The sequence below is a fragment of the Xanthomonas sp. BRIP62411 genome, from assembly GCF_003993525.1.
GTDB lineage: Bacteria > Pseudomonadota > Gammaproteobacteria > Xanthomonadales > Xanthomonadaceae > Xanthomonas > Xanthomonas euroxanthea.
The window spans coordinates 169,206-194,228 of sequence record NZ_QEZI01000014.1; the positions used below are offsets into that span (position 1 = coordinate 169,206).

Annotated in this window: 22 protein-coding genes; 16 read left to right on the top strand and 6 right to left on the bottom strand. The window is 67.0% G+C overall.

Annotated elements, in window-relative coordinates; all coding sequences use genetic code 11:
* Positions 1-2: 2 nt before the first annotated feature.
* Genes EO139_RS12775 through EO139_RS12815 form a run of 9 tightly spaced genes read left to right on the top strand, consistent with a single transcriptional unit; the run spans position 3 to position 8,095 of the window.
* A complete protein-coding gene (locus EO139_RS12775; RefSeq protein ID WP_119131815.1) occupies positions 3-512 on the top strand; it encodes a GspH/FimT family pseudopilin in 510 nt (169 codons plus the stop codon).
* Entirely contained in the window at positions 509-925 is a 417-nt protein-coding gene (locus EO139_RS12780; protein WP_029218999.1) for a prepilin-type N-terminal cleavage/methylation domain-containing protein, read from the top strand. Before EO139_RS12775 ends, EO139_RS12780 begins: the two co-directional genes overlap by 4 nt.
* Entirely contained in the window at positions 922-1,557 is a 636-nt protein-coding gene (locus tag EO139_RS12785; protein ID WP_104585580.1) for a type II secretion system protein J, read from the top strand. The genes EO139_RS12780 and EO139_RS12785 overlap by 4 nt, the downstream gene beginning before the upstream one ends.
* Positions 1,554-2,405 (top strand): type II secretion system protein GspK, encoded by an 852-nt coding sequence (locus EO139_RS12790; protein ID WP_104649414.1) that lies wholly within the window; start codon positions 1,554-1,556, stop codon positions 2,403-2,405. Before EO139_RS12785 ends, EO139_RS12790 begins: the two co-directional genes overlap by 4 nt.
* Positions 2,402-3,523 carry a PilN domain-containing protein gene (locus tag EO139_RS12795; protein ID WP_119127322.1) on the top strand — a complete coding sequence of 374 codons (1,122 nt, stop codon included), beginning with the start codon at positions 2,402-2,404 and terminating at the stop codon, positions 3,521-3,523. The genes EO139_RS12790 and EO139_RS12795 overlap by 4 nt, the downstream gene beginning before the upstream one ends.
* Entirely contained in the window at positions 3,507-4,160 is a 654-nt protein-coding gene (gene gspM / locus EO139_RS12800) for a type II secretion system protein GspM (RefSeq protein ID WP_126970927.1), read from the top strand. The genes EO139_RS12795 and gspM overlap by 17 nt, the downstream gene beginning before the upstream one ends.
* Entirely contained in the window at positions 4,150-4,941 is a 792-nt protein-coding gene (gene xpsN, locus EO139_RS12805) for a type II secretion system protein XpsN (RefSeq protein ID WP_126947198.1), read from the top strand. Before gspM ends, xpsN begins: the two co-directional genes overlap by 11 nt.
* A complete protein-coding gene (gspD, locus tag EO139_RS12810; protein ID WP_126970929.1) occupies positions 4,938-7,259 on the top strand; it encodes a type II secretion system secretin GspD in 2,322 nt (773 codons plus the stop codon). Before xpsN ends, gspD begins: the two co-directional genes overlap by 4 nt.
* Positions 7,256-8,095 carry a glycosyltransferase gene (locus tag EO139_RS12815; RefSeq protein ID WP_126970931.1) on the top strand — a complete coding sequence of 280 codons (840 nt, stop codon included), beginning with the start codon at positions 7,256-7,258 and terminating at the stop codon, positions 8,093-8,095. Before gspD ends, EO139_RS12815 begins: the two co-directional genes overlap by 4 nt.
* Before the next feature lie 512 nt (positions 8,096-8,607).
* Here the strand turns inward: EO139_RS12815 and EO139_RS12825 are convergent.
* The 4 genes from EO139_RS12825 to EO139_RS12840 all read right to left on the bottom strand — a co-directional run bounded on the left by EO139_RS12825 (position 8,608) and on the right by EO139_RS12840 (position 13,643).
* Positions 8,608-9,336, bottom strand: a complete 729-nt coding sequence (locus EO139_RS12825) for a UTRA domain-containing protein (RefSeq protein ID WP_119131821.1) — start codon at positions 9,334-9,336, stop codon at positions 8,608-8,610.
* Positions 9,337-9,441: 105 nt separating this feature from the next.
* Positions 9,442-10,017 carry a nicotinamide riboside transporter PnuC gene (gene pnuC / locus EO139_RS12830; protein ID WP_104585568.1) on the bottom strand — a complete coding sequence of 192 codons (576 nt, stop codon included), beginning with the start codon at positions 10,015-10,017 and terminating at the stop codon, positions 9,442-9,444.
* A gap of 267 nt (positions 10,018-10,284) precedes the next feature.
* A complete protein-coding gene (locus tag EO139_RS12835; RefSeq protein WP_126970933.1) occupies positions 10,285-12,450 on the bottom strand; it encodes a TonB-dependent receptor in 2,166 nt (721 codons plus the stop codon).
* Positions 12,451-12,482: 32 nt separating this feature from the next.
* Positions 12,483-13,643 carry an aminoglycoside phosphotransferase family protein gene (locus EO139_RS12840; protein ID WP_126970935.1) on the bottom strand — a complete coding sequence of 387 codons (1,161 nt, stop codon included), beginning with the start codon at positions 13,641-13,643 and terminating at the stop codon, positions 12,483-12,485.
* Positions 13,644-13,996: 353 nt separating this feature from the next.
* Here EO139_RS12840 and EO139_RS12845 point away from each other — a divergent pair, with 353 nt between their 5' ends.
* The 6 genes from EO139_RS12845 (at position 13,997) to pncB (ending at position 21,572) form a co-directional block, all read left to right on the top strand.
* A complete protein-coding gene (locus EO139_RS12845; RefSeq protein ID WP_126970937.1) occupies positions 13,997-14,836 on the top strand; it encodes a glycosyltransferase family 2 protein in 840 nt (279 codons plus the stop codon).
* A 130-nt stretch (positions 14,837-14,966) separates the two neighbouring features.
* Positions 14,967-15,998 (top strand): transporter, encoded by a 1,032-nt coding sequence (locus EO139_RS12850; protein WP_164739835.1) that lies wholly within the window; start codon positions 14,967-14,969, stop codon positions 15,996-15,998.
* A 13-nt stretch (positions 15,999-16,011) separates the two neighbouring features.
* Entirely contained in the window at positions 16,012-17,919 is a 1,908-nt protein-coding gene (locus EO139_RS12855; RefSeq protein WP_126970939.1) for a glycosyltransferase family 2 protein, read from the top strand.
* A 49-nt stretch (positions 17,920-17,968) separates the two neighbouring features.
* A complete protein-coding gene (locus EO139_RS12860; protein ID WP_164739837.1) occupies positions 17,969-19,264 on the top strand; it encodes a hypothetical protein in 1,296 nt (431 codons plus the stop codon).
* Complete coding sequence (locus EO139_RS12865; RefSeq protein ID WP_119127340.1) at positions 19,246-20,214, top strand: glycosidase-like protein; 969 nt, start codon at positions 19,246-19,248, stop codon at positions 20,212-20,214. The genes EO139_RS12860 and EO139_RS12865 overlap by 19 nt, the downstream gene beginning before the upstream one ends.
* A gap of 161 nt (positions 20,215-20,375) precedes the next feature.
* Positions 20,376-21,572, top strand: coding sequence for a nicotinate phosphoribosyltransferase (gene pncB, locus EO139_RS12870; protein WP_115677932.1), 1,197 nt, complete (start codon positions 20,376-20,378; stop codon positions 21,570-21,572).
* A 238-nt stretch (positions 21,573-21,810) separates the two neighbouring features.
* Here pncB and EO139_RS12875 read toward each other — a convergent pair whose 3' ends face one another.
* Both EO139_RS12875 and EO139_RS12880 read right to left on the bottom strand, forming a co-directional pair.
* Positions 21,811-23,469, bottom strand: a complete 1,659-nt coding sequence (locus EO139_RS12875) for a PA domain-containing protein (RefSeq protein WP_104649427.1) — start codon at positions 23,467-23,469, stop codon at positions 21,811-21,813.
* A complete protein-coding gene (locus tag EO139_RS12880; RefSeq protein ID WP_164739838.1) occupies positions 23,462-23,875 on the bottom strand; it encodes a hypothetical protein in 414 nt (137 codons plus the stop codon). The genes EO139_RS12875 and EO139_RS12880 overlap by 8 nt, the downstream gene beginning before the upstream one ends.
* Positions 23,876-24,521: 646 nt before the next feature.
* Here EO139_RS12880 and arsC point away from each other — a divergent pair.
* Positions 24,522-24,944 carry an arsenate reductase (glutaredoxin) gene (gene arsC, locus EO139_RS12885; RefSeq protein WP_104585587.1) on the top strand — a complete coding sequence of 141 codons (423 nt, stop codon included), beginning with the start codon at positions 24,522-24,524 and terminating at the stop codon, positions 24,942-24,944.
* The last annotated feature ends 79 nt before the right edge of the window (positions 24,945-25,023 follow it).

Here is a 25,023-nt window from a genome sequence, read left to right on the forward strand (position 1 = left end):
CCATGCGCGTTGCGTGTCAGCCGTTGCGTCATCCGCATGGAGTGGTCGGCCCTGGTCGCACACGCACGCGTGGCAGTTCGTTGCTGGAGATGCTGCTGGTCATCGCCCTGATCGCGATGGCCGGTGTGCTGGCTGCCGCAGCGCTCAACGGCGGGATCGACGGCATGCGCCTGCGCACCGCCGGCAAGGCGATCGCCTCGCAGCTGCGCTATACGCGCACGCAGGCGATCGCCACCGGCACGCCGCAGCGCTTTCTGATCGACCCGCAGCAGCGCCGCTGGGAAGCACCCGGCGGCCATCACGGCGATCTGCCGGCGTCGCTGGAGGTGCGTTTCACCGGCGCGCGGCAGGTGCAGTCGCGGCAGGATCAGGGCGCCATCCAGTTCTTTCCCGATGGCGCCTCCACCGGCGGGCGCATCGATCTGCGCGTCAAGGACGCGACCTGGCGCGTGGACGTGGGCTGGATCACCGGCGAAGTGCGTTCCGGGCAGTTGCGGACGCCGGCGCCATGAAGCGCCAGCGCGGTTACACGCTGATCGAGGTGATCGTCGCCTTTGCGTTGCTGGCGCTGGCATTGAGCCTGTTGCTGGGATCGCTGTCCGGTGCCGCGCGTCAGGTGCGTGCGGCCGACGAGAGCACGCGCGCCACCTTGCATGCGCAATCGTTGCTGGCGGCCCAGGGCATGGACAAACCGCTGGTGCCCGAGCAGCAGCAAGGCACGTTCGAGGACGGGCATTTCCGCTGGTCGATGGATGTGCGCCCGTACGACGAGCCGCGGCGCAATCCGCAGGCGCCGGTATCCCCCGGCGCACACACGCTGCTGCAGCTGACCCTGGTGGTGCGCTGGGGCGAGCAACCCAACCAGGTGTTGCAGTGGCGCACCTTGCGGCTGGTCGCGGCGGCGCAACCGGGCAGCGCGCCATGAGTCGGCCGCGTAGTGCCGGGTTCACCTTGATCGAAGTGTTGCTGGCGACGATGTTGCTGGTGGGCGGGCTGGCATTGGCGTTTGCCACCTTGCGCTCGGCCAGCGCGGTGAGCCAGCGCGGCGAGGCGATCGCCCAGCGCAGCGAGCGCGTGCGTGCGGTGGAGGAATTCCTGCGCCGGCGGCTGGCGGCGGCACTGCCGATCGCGATGGGTATCGACCCGCAGAGTCAGCAGCCGATGCTGTTCATCGGCGAGGCGCAGCGCATGCGGTTTGCCGCCGATGTGCCGGATTACCTGGGCCGCGGCGGGCCGTACCTGCATGATCTGTCGGTGGCCGGCGATGGCGAGCAGCGCACGCTGCGGATCGCATTGACCATGCTGCAATCGGGCAAGCCGATTGAGGAGGGCACCACGCTGCCGCCGGAAACACTTGCCGACGACGTGCAGCAGGTGAGCTTCCGGTATCGCGGCATGGATCCGCAGAGCGGACGCCTCAGCGCGTGGTTGCCGCAGTGGGAATGGCACGACCGTCTGCCGTTGCTGGTGCGCATCGAGATCCGTAGTGGCGGTGCCGCCTGGCCGCCGCTGGTGGTGGCTCTGCCGCAATCCAGCAACCCGGGAGCGGGGCAATGAGCGCGATGCGCGGTGCCGCGCTGGTGTTGGTGCTATGGCTGATTGCGCTGCTCACCGCGATGATCGGCGCATTCGCGCTGACCGCGCGGGTGGAAGCGCTGCAGGGCAGCATGCTGCGCAACGGCGCGCAGGCGCAGGAATACGCGCGCTCCGGACTGGAATACGCATTGTCCCGCCTGCAGAGCACCGACACCCAGGCACGCTGGCTTGCAGACGGCCGGCGCTATCGTTGGCAGATGGACGATGCCACGGTGGAGATCCGCATCACCGACGAAAGCGGCAAGGTGGACTTGAACATGGCCGAGCCCGCGCTGCTGGCCGGCCTGGTGCGCGCGGTCGGTGCCGAACAGGGCCGCGATACGCGCATTGCCGGCGCCATCGTCGACTGGCGCGACGGCGACTCGCTGAGCCAGCCCGGCGGTGGCGCAGAAGATCGCGATTACGCCGATGCCGGGTTGCCGTACGGTGCCAAGGATGGCCCGTTCGAAACGCTGGGCGAGTTGCGCCTGGTGCTGGGCATGGATGGCGAGCTGTATCGCAAGCTGTTGCCCAACCTCACCCTGTACAGCGGCCGCTCGCGTCCCGAGGCGCGCTTTGCGCCCGGGCCGGTGCTGACCGCGATGGGCCTGGATGCGCGGCAACTGCTGGCCCAGCGTGACGCGCCGCCGGGTTTGCCGGGCAGCGAGGCGACGGTCGGTGGGTCGGACACTTATAGTATCGAGAGCCGGGCGCGACTGAGTCAGGGACGCGAGGCCGTGTTGCGGGCAGTCGTCTCCACCAGTGCGTCCGCATTACCTGGGTCGGCGTATACCGTGTTGCGTTGGGAAGAGGGAGCAGCAGTGCAATGACCGCATGGCGGGATACCTTGGGTCGTATCGGCGTACGCGCCATGCCGGGCGCCGGAGGCTTCTGGCGTTGGTGGCAGCAATCCCTGCTGGCCTGGCTGCCGCAGCGCTGGCAATGGCAGTTGGGCCTGTCGCCGTCGCGGCTGTTGTTGCAGCCCGATGGGCAGGCGTTGCAGTTGCTGCGTCAGCGCGACCACAGCAGCGAGGCCATCGCCAGCCTGCCATGGCCGGTGCAGCCGCAGGAGGTCCATGCCTTGCTGCCCACCGCGCTGGAGGGCCTGCCGCGGCATTGGCTGCTGCCGGCCGCGCATGCCTTGCGTCGCCCGTTGCGCCTGCCTGCTGCGGCAGCGGCGCGCCTGCAGGACGTGGCGCGCTTCGAGATCGACCGGCAAACCCCGTTCACCGCCGACCAGGTGTACTTCGATGCGCGCGTGCTGGACGTACGCGAAGACGGCCAGCTCGATGCCGAACTGGTGGTGGTGCCGCGACGCATGATCGATGGCCCCGACGGCGTGCCCGACGCATGGACCAGCGCCTTGTCCGGCATCGATGTTGCCGATGCGCAGGGCCTGCCATTGGGTGTGAACCTGCTGCCACCGGCGCGCCGGCTGCGGCGCAGCGACCCGATGCAGCGCTGGAATCTGTTGCTCGCGGCCGCCGCACTGGTGTTGCTGGCCGTGGCCGGCTGGCTGCTGCTGGACAACCGCCGCCAGGCCGCCGACGACCTGCGTGCCAAGGTGCAGGCCAACGCCGCGCGTGCGCGCCAGGTTGCCGCCGAACGCCAGCAATTGCTGGATCTGGTCGAAGGTGCAAACTTCTTTCAGCAGCAGCGCGCCACCCGCCCGACCTCGGTGGAAATCTGGGACGAGCTGAGCCGGCGCCTGCCCGGCGGCACCTATCTGGAAAAATTCTCGGTCGAAGGCGGGCAATTGCAGTTGATCGGTCTGAGCAACGAAGCCTCTTCGCTGGTGCGGCGTCTGGAAGGCTCGCCGCTGTGGCGCACGCCCTCACTGACCGGCGTGCTGCAGAGCGATGCCGGTCGCAACGTCGACCGCTTCACCATCACCGCCGAACTGGCCGGCCCCGATGCCAAGGAGGCGGCCGATGCCACGCAACGTTAAGCGCGATCGCTGGATCGCTTTGGGCCTGCTGCTGCTGGTGATCGGCGTGGCCTATCTGGTTCTGGTGCACCCCTGGTTCACCCAGCCGATGATCGCCGTGCAGGACGAGCTGCAGGCGCTCCGCGAACGCGAGCTGCGCGTGCGCGTGCAGCTGCAGCAGGCGCCGGAAGTCAGCAAGCGGCTGCGCCAGGCGCGCCAGACACTGGAAAGCCGCCCGGGCTTTTTGCCGGAGACTTCGGCCGAACTGGCCTCGGCCGGCCTGGTGCAGCGGCTGGAGCGCGCCGTGGTGGAAGCCAGCCCCGGCAACCGCAGCTGCGCGATCAGCAACCGCTCGCCGCTGCAGCCGGAAAGCAAGGACCGCTTCACCCGCGTTGCGGTGCAGGTGCGCCTGCGCTGTGGCACGCCGGAGCTGGCCTCGGTGCTGTACAGCCTGGAAAGCGGCACCCCGCGCCTGTTCGTGGACAATCTCAACGTGATGGCGCAGCGCTACCAACTTTCGCCCAACGAAAGCGGCAACGGCCTGGATATCGCCTTCGAACTGGCCGGCTATCTGCGCCCGGGCGCCAGCGCCGCGCCGTTGAACACCGACGCGGCGCCCGCCGCCCCCGACGCTGCGGAGGCCGGCAATGCGCCTTGACATGATCGGCCTGCGCACCTGGCTGCTGGCCACCGTGGTCGGCTGGGCGCTGCTGGTATGCGTGCTGGCCGTGGCCGGGCTGGGCAAGCGCGTGGAGCTGCTGCCGGACGACCCGGCACTGGTGCAGCGCCTGCCCACGCTGCCGGCACCGGCCCCGGAACGGCTGGGCGCATTCGAAAAATATTCGGAGATCGCCGCGCATCCGGCCTTCGCCGAAGACCGCCTGCCGCATCCGTTCTTCCTGTCCGGCAACGACGGCAGCGGTGCTGCCTCGACGGTGCGCCTGACCGGCGTGCTGCTGACGGACAACTTCAAGATGGCCACGCTGACGCTGGACCCGCAGGATTCGGTGCGTGTGCAACTGGGCGGCGAGGCGGTCAAGGGCTGGCGCCTGCTCGCCCTGCAGCCGCGCAGCGCAACCATCGAAGGCCCCGGCGGCACCCAGACACTGGAGCTGCACGTGTTCAACGGCCTGGGCGGGCAGCCACCCACCGCCAATGCGGGCGCGCGCGCCGCTGCCGGCGCCATACCGCCGTTACCCTCGCCCGATGCCGCCGCCGTTGCGCCGACGCAACCGCCGCAGACCCAGCCCGCCGCGCAGCCACAGCAGCCCGGCGGGCAGACACCGCCGACGGTGCCGCCGCAGCGCAGCGATGGCGCCCAGGAAGCCCCACGCCCCTCCGACGATCAGATGCGCGCCATCCGCGAACGTATCGAAGCCCGACGCCGCCAGCTGCAACAGCAGCGCCAGAGCGGCTCTACCCCCGGTCAGACCCAATGAGTGAACGCATGACGCAGCGCCTGTTTCCCGTGTCCCTGCTGATCGGCCTGCTGGCCGGTTGCGCCTCCACGCCGCCGCCGGACGTGCGCCGCGACGCGCGCCTGGACCCGCAAGTCGGCGCTGCCGGCGCCACCCAGACCAGCGCCGAGCAACGCGCCGAGGGCAATGCCAGCGCCAAGCCCACCCCGGTGATCCGGCGGGGCAGCGGCACCATGATCAACCAGAGCGCGGCGAGCGCGCCGGCACCGACGCTGGGCATGGCCAGCAGCGGCAGCGCCACCTTCAACTTCGAAGGCGAGTCGGTGCAGGCGGTGGTCAAGGCGATCCTGGGCGACATGCTCGGGCAGAACTACGTCATCGCCCCCGGCGTGCAGGGCACCGTGACCCTGGCCACGCCCAATCCGGTCTCGCCGGCGCAGGCCTTGAACCTGCTGGAAATGGTGCTGGGCTGGAACAACGCGCGCATGGTGTTCAGCGGTGGCCGCTACAACATCGTGCCGGCCGACCAGGCGTTGGCCGGCACCGTCGCGCCCAGCACCGCATCGCCGTCCGCTGCGCGCGGTTTCGAAGTGCGCGTGGTGCCGTTGAAGTTCATCTCCGCCAGCGAAATGAAGAAGGTGCTGGAGCCGTACGCGCGCCCGAACGCCATCGTCGGTACCGACCCCTCGCGCAACGTGATCACGCTGGGCGGCACCCGCGCCGAGCTGGAAAACTACCTGCGCACCGTGCAGATCTTCGACGTGGACTGGCTGTCGGGCATGTCGGTGGGCGTGTTCCCGATCCAGTCCGGCAAGGCCGAAAAGGTCTCCGCCGATCTGGAAAAGGTCTTCGGCGAACAGAGCAAGACGCCCAGCGCCGGCATGTTCCGCTTCATGCCGCTGGAGAACGCCAACGCGGTGCTGGTGATCACCCCGCAACCGCGCTACCTGGACCAGATCCAGCAGTGGCTGGACCGCATCGACAGCGCCGGTGGCGGCGTGCGGCTGTTCTCGTATGAGTTGAAGTACATCAAGGCCAAGGACCTGGCCGACCGCCTGTCGGAAGTGTTCGGCGGCCGCGGCAACAACGGCGATTCCAATGCTTCGCTGGCGCCGGGCGCGGAAACCAGCGTGCTGGGTGGGCAGCTGGGCAATCGCGACAGCAGCATGGGCGGCAGCTCCGGCATGACCGGCGGCAGCGTCGGCGAGAGCAGCGATGGCAGCTCCTCCGGCAGCAGCTTCGGTGGCAGCAGTGGCAGTGGCAGCAGCAGCGGTGGGCTGGGCAACGGCAGCCTGCAGCTGTCGCCGCGCAGCAACGGCAACGGCGCGGTGACGCTGGAGGTGGAAGGCGACAAGGTCGGCGTGTCGGCGGTGGCCGAAACCAATACCTTGCTGGTGCGCTCCACCCCGCAGGCGTGGTCCTCCATCCGCGACGTCATTGAAAAGCTCGACGTGATGCCGATGCAGGTGCATATCGAGGCGCAGGTGGCTGAGGTGAATTTGACGGGCGACCTCAGCTACGGCGTCAATTGGTACTTCGAAAACGCGGTGAATGCTTCGAGAGATCCAGCGACTGCATTAACGAACGCCACTGGTATTGGTGTTGGCGCTGGCCTTACCAACGCTGCGGGTCGGAACATCTGGGGGGATATTGCCGGAAGCGTGACTAGTAACGGTTTGGGATGGACATTTCTTGGAAAGAATGCGGCTGCCATCATCACTGCGTTAGATCGGGTGACAAATGTCCGATTGCTCCAAACGCCTTCGGTGTTTGTGCGAAATAATGCAGAAGCGACGCTCAACGTCGGTTCGCGAATTGCGATCAACTCAACTTCGATCAATACGGGTCTTGGTAGCGACAGTAGTTTCTCTTCTGTGCAATACATTGATACGGGCGTGATTTTGAAGGTGCGTCCGCGTGTGACCAAGGACGGGATGGTGTTTCTGGATATCGTCCAAGAAGTAAGTAGCCCCGGTGATCGGCCTGCCGCGTGTACTTCGGCGACCGCAACGGTAAACGCAGCAGCCTGTAACGTCGACATCAACACCCGCCGTGTCAAAACAGAAGCTGCTGTGCAAAGCGGCGACACGATCATGCTGGCCGGTCTGATTGATGACACAACCACGGATACGAGCGATGGCGTGCCCTTCCTGAGCAAGCTGCCTGTAGTCGGTGCGTTGTTCGGAACCAAGGGAAAGAGCAATACCCGCCGCGAAGTCATCGTGCTGATCACCCCGTCGATCGTGCGCAACCCGCAGGAAGCGCGCAATCTCACCGACGAGTACGGCCAGAAGTTCAAGGCCATGGAGCCGCTGAAGCCCAGCCAGAAGCCGCAATGAGTGCGGCACTGCCCGTCGTGCTGGTGCCGGTCGGCACCGACGACGAGGCCCTGGATGCGTGCCTGGGCGCACTGGATGCCGCCACGCCCGCTGGCACGCGGGTGTGGCTGGCCGACGACGCGCAGGCCGGCCCGCGTGGCCGCGCGGTGATCGCGCACTGGCTGGCGCGCACGCATCTGCAGGCGCATCACACACGGCGCCAGCGCATGCTCGGCGAGGTCGCGCATCTGGACGAAATGCTCAGCGCCTGCGGCGATGCCGACGTGGTGGTGCTGGGCGTGGACGCCTGCCCGCTGCCGGGTTGGTTGAATCAGCTCGACACCTGTTTTGCGCGCGATGCGGCGATTGCCACCGCCACCCCGTGGAGCAATGTGGGCGAAGCCTGTGCCTGGCCACGCCTGGGCGAACTCAACCCGATGCCCGAGGCGCGGGAGCGGCTCGCCGCTGCGTGTGCGGCGATGCCGCCGCTGCATCCGGAACTGCCATCGGCGATCGGCCACGCGGTGCTGCTGCGCGGCAGCGCACGGCGCAAGGCCGGCGGCCTGGATGCCAGCAGCTACGGTTCCTGGTATGCGGCACTGGTGGACCTGAGTCTGCGCATGGCGGGGCTGGGATGGCGCAACGTGCTGTGCGATACCGCCTTTGTCGCTTCGCCACACGAAGGCCGCCCGGCCGATGGCGACATGGATGCACTGGCCACGCGCTGGCCGGCCTGGCACGCCCGCCTGGCCAACTTCCTGATGCACGACCCGCTACGTGCGCAGCGCGATCAACTCGCGCAGCTGCTCGCCGACCTGCCGCCGCCGGATCCACAACGCAGGCTATTTGACGCGTAGAACAGCTGCCAAAGCGGCATGCTCACCGTCAGGCGGGCGCAGCCGGTGTTCGGTGGACTTGTGCAGTGCAGTTCTTGAGCGCTGTCCTATGCAACCTGACGACTGCTTGCCGTGCGGTGAGTGCAGTGGCTTGTCGGCCGTATGCTGGTAGATGCTATCGGGAGTCCAGGTCAAACGCCGAGGGGGTCGAGGGCGCGGTGCCCTCACCGCTCGCGGGACACGCCGTGAACCCGTCCCTGGGGGCTCGGTGGCGGCATCCATGCCGCCACACGGTCCCGCAATCGGCGAGGACACCGCACCGGAGAGTGAGTCGGTTGCTTTGTTGAAAACATGCACACCGACCATCTCGACTGGTCCTTGCCCGCCCACCGTCGCGGGACCTTACGCGGCATGGATGCCGCGTAAGAGCCTCCATGGACGGATTCACGGCGTGTCCCGCGATGGTGGGCGGGCAAGGGCCCTGCAGCCAGGCCGCAGTGCAATGACTGACGTGACGTCGTCTTGTTAGCCGCTCAAGAAGCCGACCGCATCGGCGCCTCGGTCCGCACCACCACTTCCAGCGCGTCGTGGCGCCAGGATTCGATATCCAGTTCCACCGCGCGGCCGTCTTCGGCGAAGCTGATCCGCTGCAGCCGGAAGCACGGTGTGCCGGTGGTGGACTGCAGCAACAGGGCTTGCGCGGCGTCCAGCCCGGCCGGATGCATCGATAATTGCGCGCGGCTCAGGAACAGACCGAGTTTCCGGTTGAACACGCTCGACAGCGAACCGGCCAGGTCGTGTTCCAGCAGGCCGGGTGCCCAGGCAGCCAGCACCACGTTGGTTTCCAGCAGCACCGCGCGGCGGTCGATCCAGCGCCGGCGCTGCAGCACGAAGACCTCTTCGTAGGGCGTCTGCAGCCGTAGCGCCGCCGCGTAGGCAGCGCCCGCCGCCTGGCGGGTGGCACTCAACAGTTCGGTGCGCGGTTTACGCCCCTGCGCCGCCACGTACTGCATGAAGCCGGCGATGCTGGTGGGGTCGTAGCGCACGCGCGGTGCGCTGACGAACCAGCCGCGCCGGTTCTCGCGGTAGATGCGTCCCTGCGCTTCCAGTTGCTGCAAGGCCTCACGCAAGGTGATGCGGGTGCAGCCAAAGCGTTCGGCAAGCGCGCGCTCGACCGGCAGGCGCTGGTCCGGACCCCATTCGCCGGCGGCGATCTGCGCGGAGACGATTTCGGTGATGGCGTGCTGGCGCGGTGCGCTCATGCGGCGATCTGCCGGTGGTGGCTGCAGCGCCTGTGCAAGACAGTTGGGTGAGAGAGGTACATGCGGCGATGGTAAAGAAGAACGCGCCCGCAAACCGCAGGTGGCTCAGGCAACGCCTGCCGGGTTCTGCTGCTGTTGGGCTTTCCAGCTACGCCATCCATACACCGCAAGCCCCACGAAACCGGCGTAGAGCAGGGCGGTGGGGTATAGCCCTTTGCTCAGGAACACGCCTACGTAAATGCAATCGAGCACGATCCAGAGCACCCAGTTGGCGATGCGTTTGCGCGCGGCCCACACGCTGGCGACCAGGCTGAAACTGGCCAGCGCCGCATCCAGCCACGGCAGCGTGGCATCGGTGCGGTGATGCATGTAGGCACCGAGCGCGGCAGCGAACGCCGCGCCGATGCATAGCGATAGCCACAGTTCCGCAACCGGCATCGGCAGCGGGCGAATCCGCGTTTCTGCAGCGGCACCGCGTTGCCAGTGCCACCATCCGTATAGCTGGGTCAGCACATAGACCCCTTGCAGCAGCATGTCCGAATACAGTTTCCACTGATAGAACAGCCAGGCATACAGCGCCACCGCCACGATGCCGACCGGCCAGCACCAGCGAATGCGCCGCGCGGTCAGCCACACGCCCAGCAGGTTGATCACGACGGCGGTGGATTCGAGCAACGACATGCAATGCCTGATGGAAAGTGGACAGCGGTGGGAGAGGTGCAGGCCGTGCAAAACAGCGGTGCGGTCGGACGTGGATGCTGCGCGGTGCCCCGAATCTGCTTGCGATGGAAACGCGATAGCGCTCTCACCGCTGAGTCCCTGCCTTCAACTGGTGCCTGCTGTTTTCAGCCATTGCCTCAAACACGCACAAGCACAGCTGACTCGCTTCGACGTCCTTCTCCCGCCTGCGGGGGAAGCTGCCCGAAGGGCGGATGGGGGCAGCAGACCTCAAAAATCCACCTGCACCGTCAGGCGCGCCGTACGCGGCGCACCCGGGAACAGGTATGCATCGCCCTGGTATTCGCCCGCATCGCGCCAGTAGCGCTTGTCGAACACGTTGTCCACGTTCAGGCGCCAGGTGGTGGCCACCCCGCCCAGTGCGGTGGCATAGCGCGCGCCCAGGTTGGCCACGGTGTAGGCCGGCACGCTGGCGTTGCCGAGCCGGTCGGCGAACTTGCGTCCGCTGTATTGCAGGCCTGCCAGCAGCGCCAGGCCGTCGATGCCGGGCACGCTGTAGTCGGCCTGCAGGCTGGCGCGCAGCTTGGGCACGTTGATGGCCTGATGGCCTTCGTAGTCGGCAATGTCGGTGTCTTCGGCGCGCGCGCGGATGGCGGCGACGCTGGCGAACAGGCTCAGCTGTTCGGTTGCCGCCCCGTCGGCCGATAGTTCCAGCCCGCGGTTGTGCAGGCGGCCCTGTTGCACGAACAACAGACCTCCATCGGCCTGCGGCTGGGTGAACTGGTAGGCCTGGCGGATGTCGAACAGCGCCGCGCCCAGGCGCAGGCTGTCGAAATCGAATCTTGCACCGGTTTCCAGCTGGTAGGCATTGGTCGGCGGCAGGATCTCATCGGCGTTGTCGGCAAACCACGGCGCGGTGCCGCCGGCGGCCAGGCTCTTGGCGTAGCTGGCATACAGCGACACGTTCTGTTGCGGCTTGAACAGCAGTGCGGCCTGCGGCAGCAGCGTGTCCTTGCGCGTGCGGCGCTCCAGGACGCCATCGCGATCGAAGCTGCGCTCGTCCAGGCGCACATAGCGCGCACCCAGCGACAGCTCCCATTGCCGGCCCAGTCCGATCCGGTCGGCGACCACCAGGGCGCGTTGACGGCTGTCCAGGCGGCGCTGTTTCGGGTCCAGGGCGACGTCGGTTTGTGCAAACACCTCCGGGTCGCGGTCGATGCTGCCGCTGCCGACGAATTCGTTGACCGAGCCGAAACGATCGATGGTGCGGCGCAGCCAGTCGCCGCCGATGCTCAGGTGGTGATCCAGTGCGCCGGTGAGCACGCGGCCTTCCAGCGTGGCGCGTAGTTGATCGTGCACGCGGGTGTCGTCGGGGTTGCGGTAGTCGTAGACGTCGTACCCGCCTTGCGCACTGAAGAAATTCGGGGTGACGCTGTCGGCGCAACTGGCCGCGCCGTAACAGCCCCAGGCGAACGCGGAGAAGTCGTTGATCACCGAGCGGCTGCGCGCCGCCTCGGCAGTGGCGCGCCAGTCGTCGTTGAACTGGTAGGCGTAACGCAGCTGCGCATTGAGCGCATCCATCTCCACCGGCCGCGACCATGGCTGGTAGCCGAGCAGGCGATGCACATCGATGACGCGCGGCACCTGTGTGCCGCCCAGCAGTTGATAACCCGGCACCGAGCGTTGCTGGCGATGCTGGTATTCCACGTCCAGCTGCAGCAGCGATTGCTGGGTGATCTTCCAGTCGCCGGCCAGCGAGAGGAAATTGCGGTAGCCGTCGGCGTGGTCGACATAGCTGTCGATGTCTTCGCGCGCGGCGTTGACGCGCAGGCCCAGGCTGCGTTCGGCGCCGAACCAGTCGCCCAGGTCGGCGGCGACATAGCGCGAACCCTGCTCGTCAGTGCCCAGGGTCACGCTACGCACGTGCTCGGGCCGCTTGGTGCGGTAGTCGATCAACCCGGCCGGTTCGTTGACACCCGATTGCAGCCCGGCCAGACCCTTGAGGAGCTGCACCTGCTGCTTGTTTTCCAGCGCGATGGATTGCTCGCCTACTGCGCTCAGGCCGTTGATGCGGTAGCTGTTGGCGGCGTTGAGCGAATAGCCGCGCACGACGAAATTTTCGTAGTAGCCGATCGGTGCATAGGCCTCGCCCGTGGAGGCATCGGCACGCAATACCTCGCTGAGCACGTGTGCCTGGCGGTCGAGCACTTGCTGGCGATCGATCACCGCGATCGAGGCCGGGGCATCCAGCAGCCGCGTGGCGCCGAAGCCGGTCAACGCGGTGCTGGCCTCGGCGCGTTCGCCACGTACGTTGACCGCATCCAGTTCCACCGCCTCGGCGCCGGGGTCTTGCTGCGCGAGTGCAGGCGTGGCCACGCACAGCACGAGTGCAAGCGCGAGCGGGCGGCGGTGGGGCAGGGAGACGGGCAGGTACATGCGCAGGACTCGAAAAGGACAAGAAAGAACGCTCATGGCAACCGGCGCGCGCGCGCGTGCAGGTGGTCGAGCAGACGCTGGCCATCGGCACTGGCAAACCAGTCCGCATGACCGAGCAGGTAGCGGTGATAGGCGATGTCGGCGTTGTCGGCCGAGCGGGTGATGCCGGCGAAGTAGTCGATCTCGCTCAGGGCGAAGTCGGCATGCACGATCGGCAGCAAGGCGACCAGCTGCCGCAGCTGCACCGCGCCCAGCGTGCAGTGCCGGCTGTAGCCGTCCAGCAAGGCGTCCAGTTGCTCCAGCTGCGGCTGCGCACGTTGCCCTGCGTCCAGGTTCAACCATGGGATCAGGTTGCGTTCGATCGCCGTGGCCAGGTCGAACATCGCAAAGTTGCGGTCGCACAGGCCGAAGTCGAACACCGCGCCGACCTCGGTGTCGCCATCGTCGTGCGTGCGCCACAGCAGGTTGGAGGCATGCCAGTCGCCGTGCGTCCACAGCGGCGGCAATGCGCCGGGCACCGACAATACCGGCCACGCCCGGGCGTGCCAGGGCAGCAAATGGTCGGCCAGGTCGCGGCGCCAGGACCGGCCCTGGAAATCGGCGGCCAGGCCGGGGCGCGACAGCAATGCCAGTTCCACCGCCCGCAGCGGGTCGGCCTGCGCGAACAGCGCCAGGTTGGCGACCAGGACGCTGCTTCGACGTGGCGGCGCATCGAATCCCTGCGCTGCCAGATGCAGGCGTGCCAGCGCGGCGCCTGCGGCCAACGCATGCGCGGTGCTGGTAAAGGGCGTCCACGACAAGGCGTCCCGATACAGGTCCTGGCCGAGGCCTGCGCGCTGTACTTCATAGACCCAGTGCGCATCGGCCAGGGCGGTGTGGCCGGCGGCATCGTGCAGCACCTCGACCACCGGCGCGCCGGCCCAGCGCAGGTGCGCCATGAAGCCATGTTCTTCGCGCAAGTCGGCGATGCTGCGCACGCTGCGGTGATGCCGCTTGACGATGAGCGTGCCGGTGGCGGTGTCCACGCAGGCGGCAGCGGAAAACGGGCGTGCGCTATGCCAGCGAATCCGTGCGCCATCGCCGGCAGCGCAAACGTGCTGCAGCACGCGATGGATTTCCTCGGCGGTCAACACCGGCCAGTCCGGCAGTGCCAACTCCAGGCTCATGCCGTGCACCTGATGCGAGGTGCTCATGCACGCAGCTCCGGTGCGGCGCACGCCAGTGGTATAGACCAGCCAATCGATGCCGTTGTAGCGGACCCGGCGCGCGCACCGGCGATAACACGGACGGCGCTGCCGGGCCGTCGTTGCAGCGCGCGCGCCATCAGGCGGCTGCGCTGCAGGGAATGAAAAGGCAGCGCAACACCGAAAGGTCGCTGGCCGTCATCTCGACACTGAAGAATGTGGGGTACGCCGTGGGCGGCGCCTGCGGAAGACCGCCGGGCGGCTCCGGGCGCGCAGTATGCCTGCTGGCGCTGCCAGCCGTCATGTGCGGGCCGGCATCGGCGTGATGGCGTTGCGCGGCCTCGGCACCGGATAATGGACCGATGACTCCTGTCCAGATCGCCGCCGTCGTCGTCACCTACCAGAGCAGCAGCACCATCGATGCGTGCCTGTCGCGGCTGCGCGTGGCCGAGGGCATCAGCGAGATCCGGGTGGTCGACAACGCCTCCAGCGACGACACCCTGGAAGTCGTGCAGCGGCATGCCCTGGCCGATGCGCGCCTGCACTTCATCGCCAACCCGGACAACCCCGGCTTTGCGACGGCCTGCAACCAGGGCGCGCGCGACTCGCAGGCGCCCTGGCTGGTGTTCATCAATCCGGACCTGATGGTCGAGCGCGACACATTGGCGCAGCTGTGCGCACGCGCGGCAGGGCATGCGGCAGTGTTGTTGGGCGTGGAGCAGGTGGACGAGCAGGGGCAGCCGGATGCGGCAGTGCGCCGCCGCGATCCGGATTTTGCCGCGATGCTGCGCGCACCGCGCGCTGCGGCGCAGCTGGCGGTGCCGGCCGATCCGTCTGCGACGTTGCAGGTGGTGGACGCCATCTCCGGCGCCTTGATGCTGATGCAGCGCAGCCTGTTCGACCGGCTCGACGGCTGGGACGGTGCCTACCGCCTGCATGCCGAAGACCTGGACCTGTGCCGGCGGGCGCGTCAGGCCGGCGCGCTGGTGGCGGTGGCCAACGATCTGCAGGTCGTGCACGTGCGTGGCGTGTCCAGCCGGTCGCGGCCATTCTTCGTGGAGTGGCACAAACACCGCGGGCTGTGGCGCTATTTCCGCAAGTTCGAGGCGGGCCGGCGCGGGCCGGTCACCCAGCTTGGCGTATGGCTGGCGATCTGGACCCATGCCGCTGTCCAGGTGCCGAAATTGTTGCGAAAGAGATGAGTTCGCTAGCGTTAAATTTGTGATAAATCAGTGATGGGTGGCGGGGCGTAACTGTGATACGTTTCGCTTCGAAGTGTGATCAATCACTAGCTTCCTGTCCCTTCCGGGTCCCCCATCAGGAATCGTGCAAATGTCCTTACAGAACGACCCGCAACTGCGGGTACGTCAGCCGTGCGCCGCTGCGCTGCAGTCCCGTCCGGTTGTCTCGCCTCCTTCTCTTGCGTCCAGCACCCGCCGCGTGCCGGCGGCCGCGTTATCGGCGCTTGCGCTGAGCTGTGTGATGGCCGCCGTGCCGGGCACCGCCGTGGCCGGTGCCTGGACCCAGCCGCAGGGCGACACCCTGGTGATCGTCAAGGCGCTGCATAGCGATGGCCGCGGCTGGTTCGACGACAGCCATCACCGCACGACGTTTGGCGACGGCCAACAATTCGACGGAAACGGGCGTAGCCGCCAGGACCAGTTGAATGTCTACGTCGAGCATGGGCTGACCGACAAGCTGAGCTTCATCGGCAATTTCTATTTCACCGAAGTGGGTTTCAGCAATTACGGCGGTGATGGCCGGACCCGCACCAGCACGACCGGTCTTGCCGATCAGGAAGTTGGCTTGCGCTATGCGCTGCCAAGCGCGCAAGAGGACGTCTGGCGCAGCTCGGTGCAGGCATTGGTCAGCATTCCGGCTTATGGCCGCAGCAAGACCTACCATCCGAACAATCCCAGTGCGAATACCGATCCTGCGCTGGGCCTGGGCGACTATGGCCTAGAGCTGCGTTACAGCCGTGGGCGAGGTTACACGCTGGGCGGGCGCAACGGCTACGTTGATCTGGGGGGTGCAGTACGCTTGCGCGGCAGTGCGGCCTCCGACGAACTGCGCGTGGACGCGTCTACCGGTCTGAGCCTGACCCCGAGCTGGTTGCTGCTTGGCGAAGTCAACGTGATCCAGGGTCTGGGCAACGGGCGCAACAATTTTGACGTCCCAGGCTCTGCTGGGGGCGTCGGCTTCGTTGCCACCGGCACCAACTACGACCTCACGAAGCTGCAGTTGTCCACGCTGTACACCGCGCCGGGCGGCAGCCAGTGGCAGGTGGGGTATCAGCAGCCAGTGATGGGCCGCAACACCGCTGCTGCAGGTGGGCCATTCGTGGCTGCCTGGTGGCGGTTCTAAGGACGCCACGACAATGACGGTCACCTGCGAAATGGACGCGCTGGGACGGGCACCGGACATCGGCCGCGAACGCGGTCTGTTGGGCCGCGCGCTGGTCACGGCAGGCGTCATCACCGACGAACAACTGCGCTCGGCGCTGGCATTGCAGCAACGCTGGAACTCGCGCCTGGGCGATGTGATCCTGGCCCAGCGCGGCGTGCCGGCGCAGCGGTTCTACGCCATCGTCGCCGCGCACTTCGGCCTGGAGTTCGTCGACCTGGTGCAGCAACCGCCGGATCCGGAACTGCTCACCCCCGGCGATCTGGAAAGTTATGCGCAGCGTCTGCTGCTGCCGTGGCGCCGCGAAGACGGCGTGCTGGTGCTGGCCGTGGCCGACCCCGACCCGGCGGTGTTCGCCTGGGCGCGTGCGCACTATGGCGAAGACGTGCGGTTTGTCGGCACCGCCAAGTTCGACATCATCTGGAGCCTTCAGCGCTACGCCGACGAGCAGCTCACCGACAATGCGCTGAACCTGCTCGCATCGCATGCGCCGACCTACTCGGCGCGCCAGGTGGTGACACGCGGGCAGAAGCTCACGCTGTGGGCAATTGCCGCGGTGCTGGTGATCGCGATGGTGCTGTTCCCGGTGCCGGCCCTGATCACCATCAACGTGCTGGTGGCGCTGGGCTTTCTGGCGACCTTCGGACTGAAGCTGTTGCTGGTGTGGTTCGGCTCGCGCCACCGCATCGACATCAAGGTCACCGAGGACGAAGTGGCCGCACTGCGCGATGACGACCTGCCGGTCTATACCGTGCTGGTGCCGATGTACAAGGAGCCGGAAGTCCTGCCGATCCTGGCCAATGCGCTACGCAAGCTGGATTACCCGATCAGCAAGCTCGACGTGAAGCTGGTACTGGAAGCGGACGATTTCGACACCATCGAGGCCGCCAAGAAACTCGGCCTGGAAGCGTTCTTCGAAATCATCCGGGTGCCGCCGTCGCAGCCCAAGACCAAGCCCAAGGCCTGCAACTACGCGCTGCATTTTGCGCGCGGCGAACTGCTCACCATCTACGACGCCGAAGACAAGCCCGAGCCGGATCAGCTCAAGCGCGTGGTGGCGGCATTCCGCAAGGCGGACAAGGATGTGGTGTGCATCCAGGCGCGCCTGAACTACTACAACGCCGACGAAAACTGGCTGACGCGGATGTTCACGCTGGAGTACACGCTCTGGTTCGATTTCTACCTGCCGGCGCTGGAATACCTGCGCATCCCGATTCCGTTGGGCGGCACCTCCAACCATTTCCGTCTGGATGTGTTGCGCCAGGTGCGCGCGTGGGACCCGTACAACGTCACCGAAGACGCCGATCTGGGCGTGCGGCTGATCCAGAACGGCTACCGCGTCAACGTGGTCAATTCCACCACGTTCGAAGAAGCCAACGTCAGCATTCCCAACTGGATCCGGCAGCGTTCGCGCTGGCTCAAGGGCTATATGCAGACCTGGCTGGTGCACATGCGCGACCCGATGCATCTGTATCGCAGCACCGGGTTCAAGGGCTTCTGGGGCTTTCAGTTCTTCATCGGCGGCGGCTTCTTCACCGCGTTGGGCGTGCCGGTGCTGTGGGCGCTGTACGTGGTCTGGGCAGTCACCGGGACAAGCGCGTTCGAACGGTTCTTCCCGCCGTGGCTGGCCACCATTTCGCTGGTCAATCTGTTGTTGGCCAATGCGTTCTTCATCTACATCACGCTGGTGGCCGCGTTCAAACGCGACTACTTCAAGCTGGCGCCCTATGCGCTGACCGTGCCGTTGTACTGGGCGCTGCAGTCGATCGCCGCCTACAAGGGCCTCTGGCAGCTGATCCACAATCCGTTCTATTGGGAGAAGACCACTCATGGCATCAGCAAGCATTCGGAAAACGAGCGCCGCGCCGCACTCGAAGAGTGAGTCGGCAGTTCCGCGCCGGCACAGCGGGCTGCCGGCGTTTCTGGTCGCCGTGGTGGCGCTGTCGCTGCTGAGTCAGCCGTTGCTGCTGCAGTCGGCCGGCTCCGCCGCACCGGCCATCGCACCAGCAGCCGGCTTGCCGGCAACCGGCGTGTTGGCGTGGGCGATCAATCTGGGGCTGGACAGCTGGAATCTGCCGTTCCAGGTCTGGCCGTTCCTGGCGGTCGCCGCCAACGCGCTGTTCCTGTCGCTGCTGTGGCGCGATCTGGCCGGCGTGTTCGGACGTGGCTGGGCCAGTGGGCTGACGGTGCTGGTGGGCTGCAATCCGCTGTTCCTGCTGCCGATCGCCGCAGGCGGAAGCCAGGCGCTGGGCCTGCTGGCGTTCTACGGCCTGTGCCGCACCTTGCGCCGCCTGCAGACACCGGTGGAGGCCTTCACCTATCTGCGTATCGCCGGCTGGTTGTGCATCCTGCTGTGCCTGGATCTGCAGACCCTGGCGCTGTCGACGATGGTGGCGCCGTGGCTGCTGCTGGTGATGCCGCCGCAGATGCTGCGCAAGGCGCCGGGCTCGTTCTACCTGGTGTGCTACCTGCCGTTCGCGTTTCTGGTCGGCATGTGGGCCTACGTCAACCTGACCGTGTTCAACGCACCATGGCCGACGCTGTCCAGCATCGGGCAGGGCGCGCATCCGCTGCCGCTGCCGTTGGCCGAGCATGCGCAAGACTGGTTGCCGGCGGTGCGCTGGGGCGTGGCGGCGGTAGTCTGCTTCCCGGTCCTGGCCTTGCTGGCCCGCAGCCGCAGCAGCGCGCTCACGCGCGGCGTGGTGGCCAGTGCCGGCACCGTCCTCTGTGCGGCGGCGTTGTCGTTCGCCTTCGGCTGGGCCGGGTTCGACGCCTTGCTGCTACTGTGGGTGCCGGCCGCGTTGCTGCTGCGCGCACTGCATGCCGATCAGCGCACCCAGGCCGCCGGCCTGCTGTTGCTGGGCCTGATCGGGGCGGCCTGGGTACAGCCGCAGGGCTGGGGCAGCTGGATGCGTGCGGCGCCTGCCGATGCGCAATCCCTGCTGCAGGGCGAGGCGGTGGTGATGACCGCGCCGGTGTCGTTGCCGACCAGTGGCCCGGCGACGCCGGCAGCGGACGCGGCGCAGTTGCCGCCCACCGCGGCGACCGCCGTGGGCGATGCCGTGGCCACGCAGGGTGCTGCCGGCGCCAGTGCGCCCGCTGCGGCTGCCACTGCGGCGATGGTGCAGCCGGGCAAGAACACCGCGGCCATTGGTGCAATGGACTGTGCGCGGAGCACCGCAGCGTCCACCACCGAGGCATCTGCCACATGTTCAAACGCGTTCTGAGCACCGCGTTGCTGGTCGGGGCGTGCATGCTGGCCAACGGCTGCAATGCGGATGCATCGACGTGGATGGGCGCCAACGTCAAGGTCTCGGCCAATGCGCCGTGGCAAAGCGAGGCTGCGGGGCAGTCGCTGGATGCGCTGGCCAAGACCGGCGCCAGCAAGGCGCTGCTGGTGGCGTTTGTGTGGCAGGCCAGCCCGCAGTCGAACGACCCGGTATTGGGCAGCGACAGCAGCGTGGAGGACATGCGCGCCGCGTTGCGGCAGAGCCACCACGCCGGTCTGCAGGCCACGCTCAAGGTGCACGTGTGGATTCCCGGGCATTGGGCCGGCGACACCGCGCCCACCGATCAGGCAGCCTGGTTTGCCGCGTATCAGAACGCGTTGCTGCCATTGGCCAGGCTGGCCGAAGACGAGCACGCCGAAGCACTGGTGATCGGCACCGAACTGCGCAAGCTGCAGGACGCGCCGCAGTGGCCGGGCCTGGTGGCGGAGGTGCGCAAGGTCTACCGCGGCAAGCTGCTGTACGTGGCCGACGGCATGGAGCATGCCGAAAGCTTCCGCTACTGGTCGTTGTTCGATGCGGTGGGCACCAGCCTGTATCCGCGCCTGTCCGAAGCGGCCGCCGCCCGCACGGCCGAGATGAACGCCGCTGCGCAGCGCCTGCAGCAACTGGGCCAACGTGTGGGCAAGCCGGTGTGGGTGGCGGAGCTGGGCCTGCGGTCTGCACGCGGCAGCCTGGCCGCACCCTGGGAAAGCCCGGAACAACGCGCTGCCGCCGTCGATACCCGCCTGCAACTGCAGGTGTTGCAGCAGTGGCGCAAGGTGTTGCAGGCGCACGGCGTGGAAGGCATCGCGCTGTGGTGCTGGTACACCGATCCCAAGGCCGGCGGGCCGGGCGACAGCGACTTCACCGTGCAGGGCAAACCGGCGCAGCAGGTGCTGGCGCGCTGAGCGATGGCGCTGGGCATCGTCCAGGGACATTGCCCAGCCCATTGCCGAGGTATCGCCAAGGTGATGGCCCGGCGCACTGCCGCCAGCTTGCATGCCGCCGCCCTCGCGCATCGACCGGCTTGCACGCAGCACGCCCGCCGCTACGGGCATAATCCGGCGGCATGATCATCCATTCGCTGCTCGACACCGACCTGTACAAATTCACCATGATGCAGGCGGTGCTGCATCAGCATCCGGCCGCGCAGGTCGAGTACCGCTTCAAATGCCGCACGCCCGGCGTGGATCTGGCGCAGTTCATCGACGAGATCTCGGGTGAGATCGACGCGCTGTGCCGGCTGCGGCTGCACGAGGACGAGGTGGCCTATCTGCGCGGCCTGCGCTTCATCAAGCCGGATTTCGCCGACTTCCTGGCACTGTTCCATCTGGACCGCAAATACCTGCAGCTGTCGGCATCGACCACCCATCCGGGCGAGATCGAGCTGACCCTCCGCGGCCCGTGGCTGCACACCATCCTGTTCGAAGTGCCATTGCTGGCGATCATCAACGAGGTGTGGTTCCGCAATACCTCCGAGCCGGATTTCGAGGAAGGTCGCAGCCGCCTGCGCGAGAAGGTGAGCAGCCTGCGCAGCATGCCGGCCGGCTGCAAGATTGCCGATTACGGCACCCGGCGGCGCTATTCGCGGCATTGGCACGGCGAGTTGCTGCCGTTGCTGCGCGATGGCCTGGGCGCGCAGTTCGTCGGCACCAGCAATGTGTATTTCGCCAAGCATTACGGCCTGACCCCGCTGGGCACGATGGCGCACGAATATCTGCAGGCATTCCAGGCACTGGGGCCGCGGTTGCGCGACTCGCAGGTGGCCGCGCTGGAATCGTGGGCGCGCGAGTACCGCGGCGACCTGGGCATCGCCCTGTCCGATGTGGTGGGGCTGGACGCGTTCCTGCGCGACTTCGACCTGTATTTCTGCAAGCTGTTCGACGGCATGCGCCATGATTCGGGCGACCCGTTCGAATGGGGCGAGCGTGTCATCGCCCACCTGCAGGCACACCGCATCGACCCCGCGACCAAGGTGCTGGTGTTCAGCGATGGCCTCAACATCGACAAGGTGATGCGGCTGTACGCGCACTTCCACACGCGCTGCCGGCTGGCGTTCGGCGTAGGCACCAGCCTGACCAACGACCTGGGGCCGACGCCGCTGCAGATCGTGATCAAGATGGTCCGCTGCAACGGGCAGCCGGTGGCCAAGCTCAGCGACTCGCCGGGCAAGAGCATGTGCGAGGACGCCGGTTACCTGCGCTATCTGCGCGATGTGTTCGGCCTGCCGCCGGTACCGGACGCCGGTGACCACGCGCGGCAGTGACTGACGTGCAGCGGCGCATCGAGAACCGTTGCCGCTCATAGCAGGCAGCAGCAACCTTGCGGCGCATCGCTCGATCGCAGCGGGGAGCGAGCTCCGTGCGGGAATGGCAGACGCTGAAGCGAAATCGCGACGCCTGCGTTGGCAGGCAGCCGATCCGCTTGCGTTGAATAGGGTGATTGCAGATAAACGAACGGCGCCTGACGGCGCCGTTCGCATTACACGCAGTGAATCTTGCGGATTACGGGCGCACCTTGGTGGCACAGACAAACACCGCTGCCTGTTGAATGCGGCTGATTGCCCCCTGGTTCTGCAACTCGCGCGCGTGCTCGTCCATGCAGGTCAGGTAACCCAGGCGGTTGCCGGCGTTCTGCGCCTTGCACAGGCTGTTTTCGGCCGAGATGTTCGCGCCGGGAATCAGCCCGCCGGTCTCCAGCGTCGGCACCAGCGTATTGCAGCTGCCCAGCTTGGCCAGCCCGCGATTGAGCGTCCAGCCGATATCGGCAAACAGCGCCGGGGTCAGGTCGATGTTCAGATGCGCCTGTACTTCCGGCGTATCGAACGGTTCCATCAACGCGTTGGGCTGCAGGTCGGTATCGAAGTGCGAGAACGTCGAACCACCGGCCACCACGCTGGGTGCGTACAGCCGCGTGCGGCCTGCGCTGTCGGTGCCCTGCAGCAGTTCGGGGTCTTCGTACAACGCCGCCACCACTCCGGCGCTGCCCTTCAGCCGCGCGCCATCGGCCTGCGAGACCATGATGGCCGGGATGGTGATGTCGGTGATCGGCGGTGCGGCATTGCCCATCGTCTGCACGCCGGACGCGTTATTGGCCACGATCACGCCCACCGCACCGTTGAGCTGTGCGTTCTTGACCTTGATCGCGAACGCGCAGGTGCCGCGGTCGATCAGCGCCACCTTGCCGGCCACCTCGGCCGCATTGACGAACGGCGTTTCGCAGCCATCGCTGGCCGACGCGGCAGCCACCCCGTCATTGACCGTCACCACTGCGCGTGCCGGGAAATTGGCCGCCGTGGCCAGCGGCCCGAAGCTGGCAAAGCCCACCTCGAACTTGCCGGCCGCGCTGGCCGGTGCGCTCACCTGCAACAGGGTGCGCGGATCCAGGATCAGCGCCGCCTCGCGGTTGACGCGCGTGCCGGCCCAGACCGTACGGCCGGGCGTGCGCATCGCTTCGGCACGCAGCGCGTTGGTCATGGCCGGATCGTCGAAGCGCTTGTTCTGCACATTGTCGAAGGCCTGCGCGGTGTAGACGTCGGTCAGGCCGCTGCCCGAGCCGAGCACGCCGGTGGTCTTGTTGAGGAAGCCGGCCGCACCCAGGCCGTGGCCGATCTCATGCATCACCACGTTGAGGAAGTTGATCTGGCCTTCGGGCGTCTTGCCGTCCAGGCCCAGGTACCAGCCCGAGCCAGCCAGGCAGTCGTCCTTGCCCAGGTCGCCGTTGAATTGCGAAAACACGTCGGCCGGATCGCTGGGATCGGGGACCAGGTCCTGCCCGGCGATCGCATCGCCCAGCGCGGACGGATACAGCGTATTGGGCTTGGAACCGGGGAAGTCGTTGACGATCCAGTTCGGGCCGGCCTGGCCCAGCGTGCCGCCAGTGGCGGTGCAGGTCAGCCGTGCGAACGAGGCATACACCTTGATCTCGACATTGCTCTGCAGCACCGCGCCCCACAGGTCCATCGCGTACTGGTAGGCGATGCGACGCTGCTCGCCAACCGAGCGCCCCGGGTTGCCGCCCAGGGGCGCAGCGCTGGTGGGGTCGTTCAAGCCGACGCTGGTGCCGGCGTCGCCATTGATCAGCGTGACGTTGGCGGCGCTGGCGTGCAGCGGCGCGATGGCGGCAGCCACGGCCAGGGACAGCAGCAACAAGGGCTTATTCATGCGGCAGCGCTCCGTGCTCGGCGTGGGCGGGTTGGGTGGCGGCATCGTCGCCGTGCTCGATGACGATGCGGCCATCGGCTTGACGGGTCGCCATCAATGAGCTCATCTGCGTGGCCGGCAACTTGCGCGCCACGGTGCCGTTGGGCAGGCGTCGCTCGGTCGCGCGTGCGGCAGATTCGGTCTGCGGCACCGCGGTGCGGGCAGCGCTGCTGCGGGCGGCCGAGGCGGCCTGCTGGTCCAGCGCCGCGCTCTCGGCGTCGGTCAGCGGGCGCAGCTTGCCGGTGGCGGGGTCGATGCCGACCTTGGAACTGTTAGTTGCTGCCTCCTGCGCGACGGCCATGGCCGGCAGACAAACGACGCACAACATACCGGACAGCATCCATCCGGGCTTACGAAAGCTCATCATCGTTGGGGTTTCCTTGGGTCCAGCAGGGAAAAGGGACGCCGTGCAGACACCAGCGTCGGGGGAATCCTTCCGTTTCAGTCTGTTCATGACTGAATCATGAATCCGTGATGTGTGTCAATCTTTTGACATGTAGGGTGCTGAATGCGAAACGAGCGCCTGAAACAGTCACCTGCGCACTTGCGTCGAGGGAAATTTCCGGGAAGTGCAACGGCGATTGGCGAGCGGGCTGGTCAGGGTTTTGACGCAAACCGGGGGGCCAGAGGCCGTCCTTGTCCGCCAGTAGCCGGATCACGTCTCCCTTCTCCTCCTTGGGAGAAGGTGCCCCGAAGGGGCGGATGAGGGCAGGCGCGAAGCCCGGCGGAGCTTGAGTACAGCGTTGGGTCTATCTGCGCTTCGGCCTGTACCCTCACCCCAACCCCTCTCCCGAGGGGAGAGGGGTCGTAGTCCGCCCAGGCCGGCGGCAGGGCCTGTGCAGGCAGCGCGGATGCACCAACGTGCGCAAGCCGTGCACTGGCGCCTGCTGGCGAGATGCTGATGCCGGATGCTGATGCCGGCATCGGCATCGGCATCGGCGCGCTGCGCTGGTTGCGCATGCCATTCCATCGCAGCGATTTATAGTGTCAGCAACCCCGCGCACCAGGCTTCCATGCACGCCGTCATCTATCACAACCCCGACTGCGGAACCTCCCGCAACACCCTTGCCCTGATCCGTCATACCGGCATCGAGCCGCAGATAGTCGACTACCTGCAACACCCGCCCACACGCGAAACACTGCAGTCCCTGATCGCTGCCGCCGGCATCCCGGTCCGGGAGGCCATGCGTCAGAAAGGCACCCCGTATCTGGAACTCGGGCTCGACGATCCCGCGCTGGACGACGCAGCGCTGCTGAGTGCCATGCTCATGCATCCGATCCTGATCAACCGACCCTTCGTGCAAACCGCGCTGGGGACGCGCTTGTGCCGCCCTTCCGAACGGGTGCTGGACCTGCTGCCGCCGGCGACGCACGGCTTCGTCAAGGAAGACGGCGAACGCGTGCTGGACGATGCCGGGCAACGCGTAACGGGCTGATAGACAGATACCCGGAACACGCAGTCATCCCACATCAAGCGCAGTCGCCCTAATTCCCATTCCCGACTCCCGACTCCCG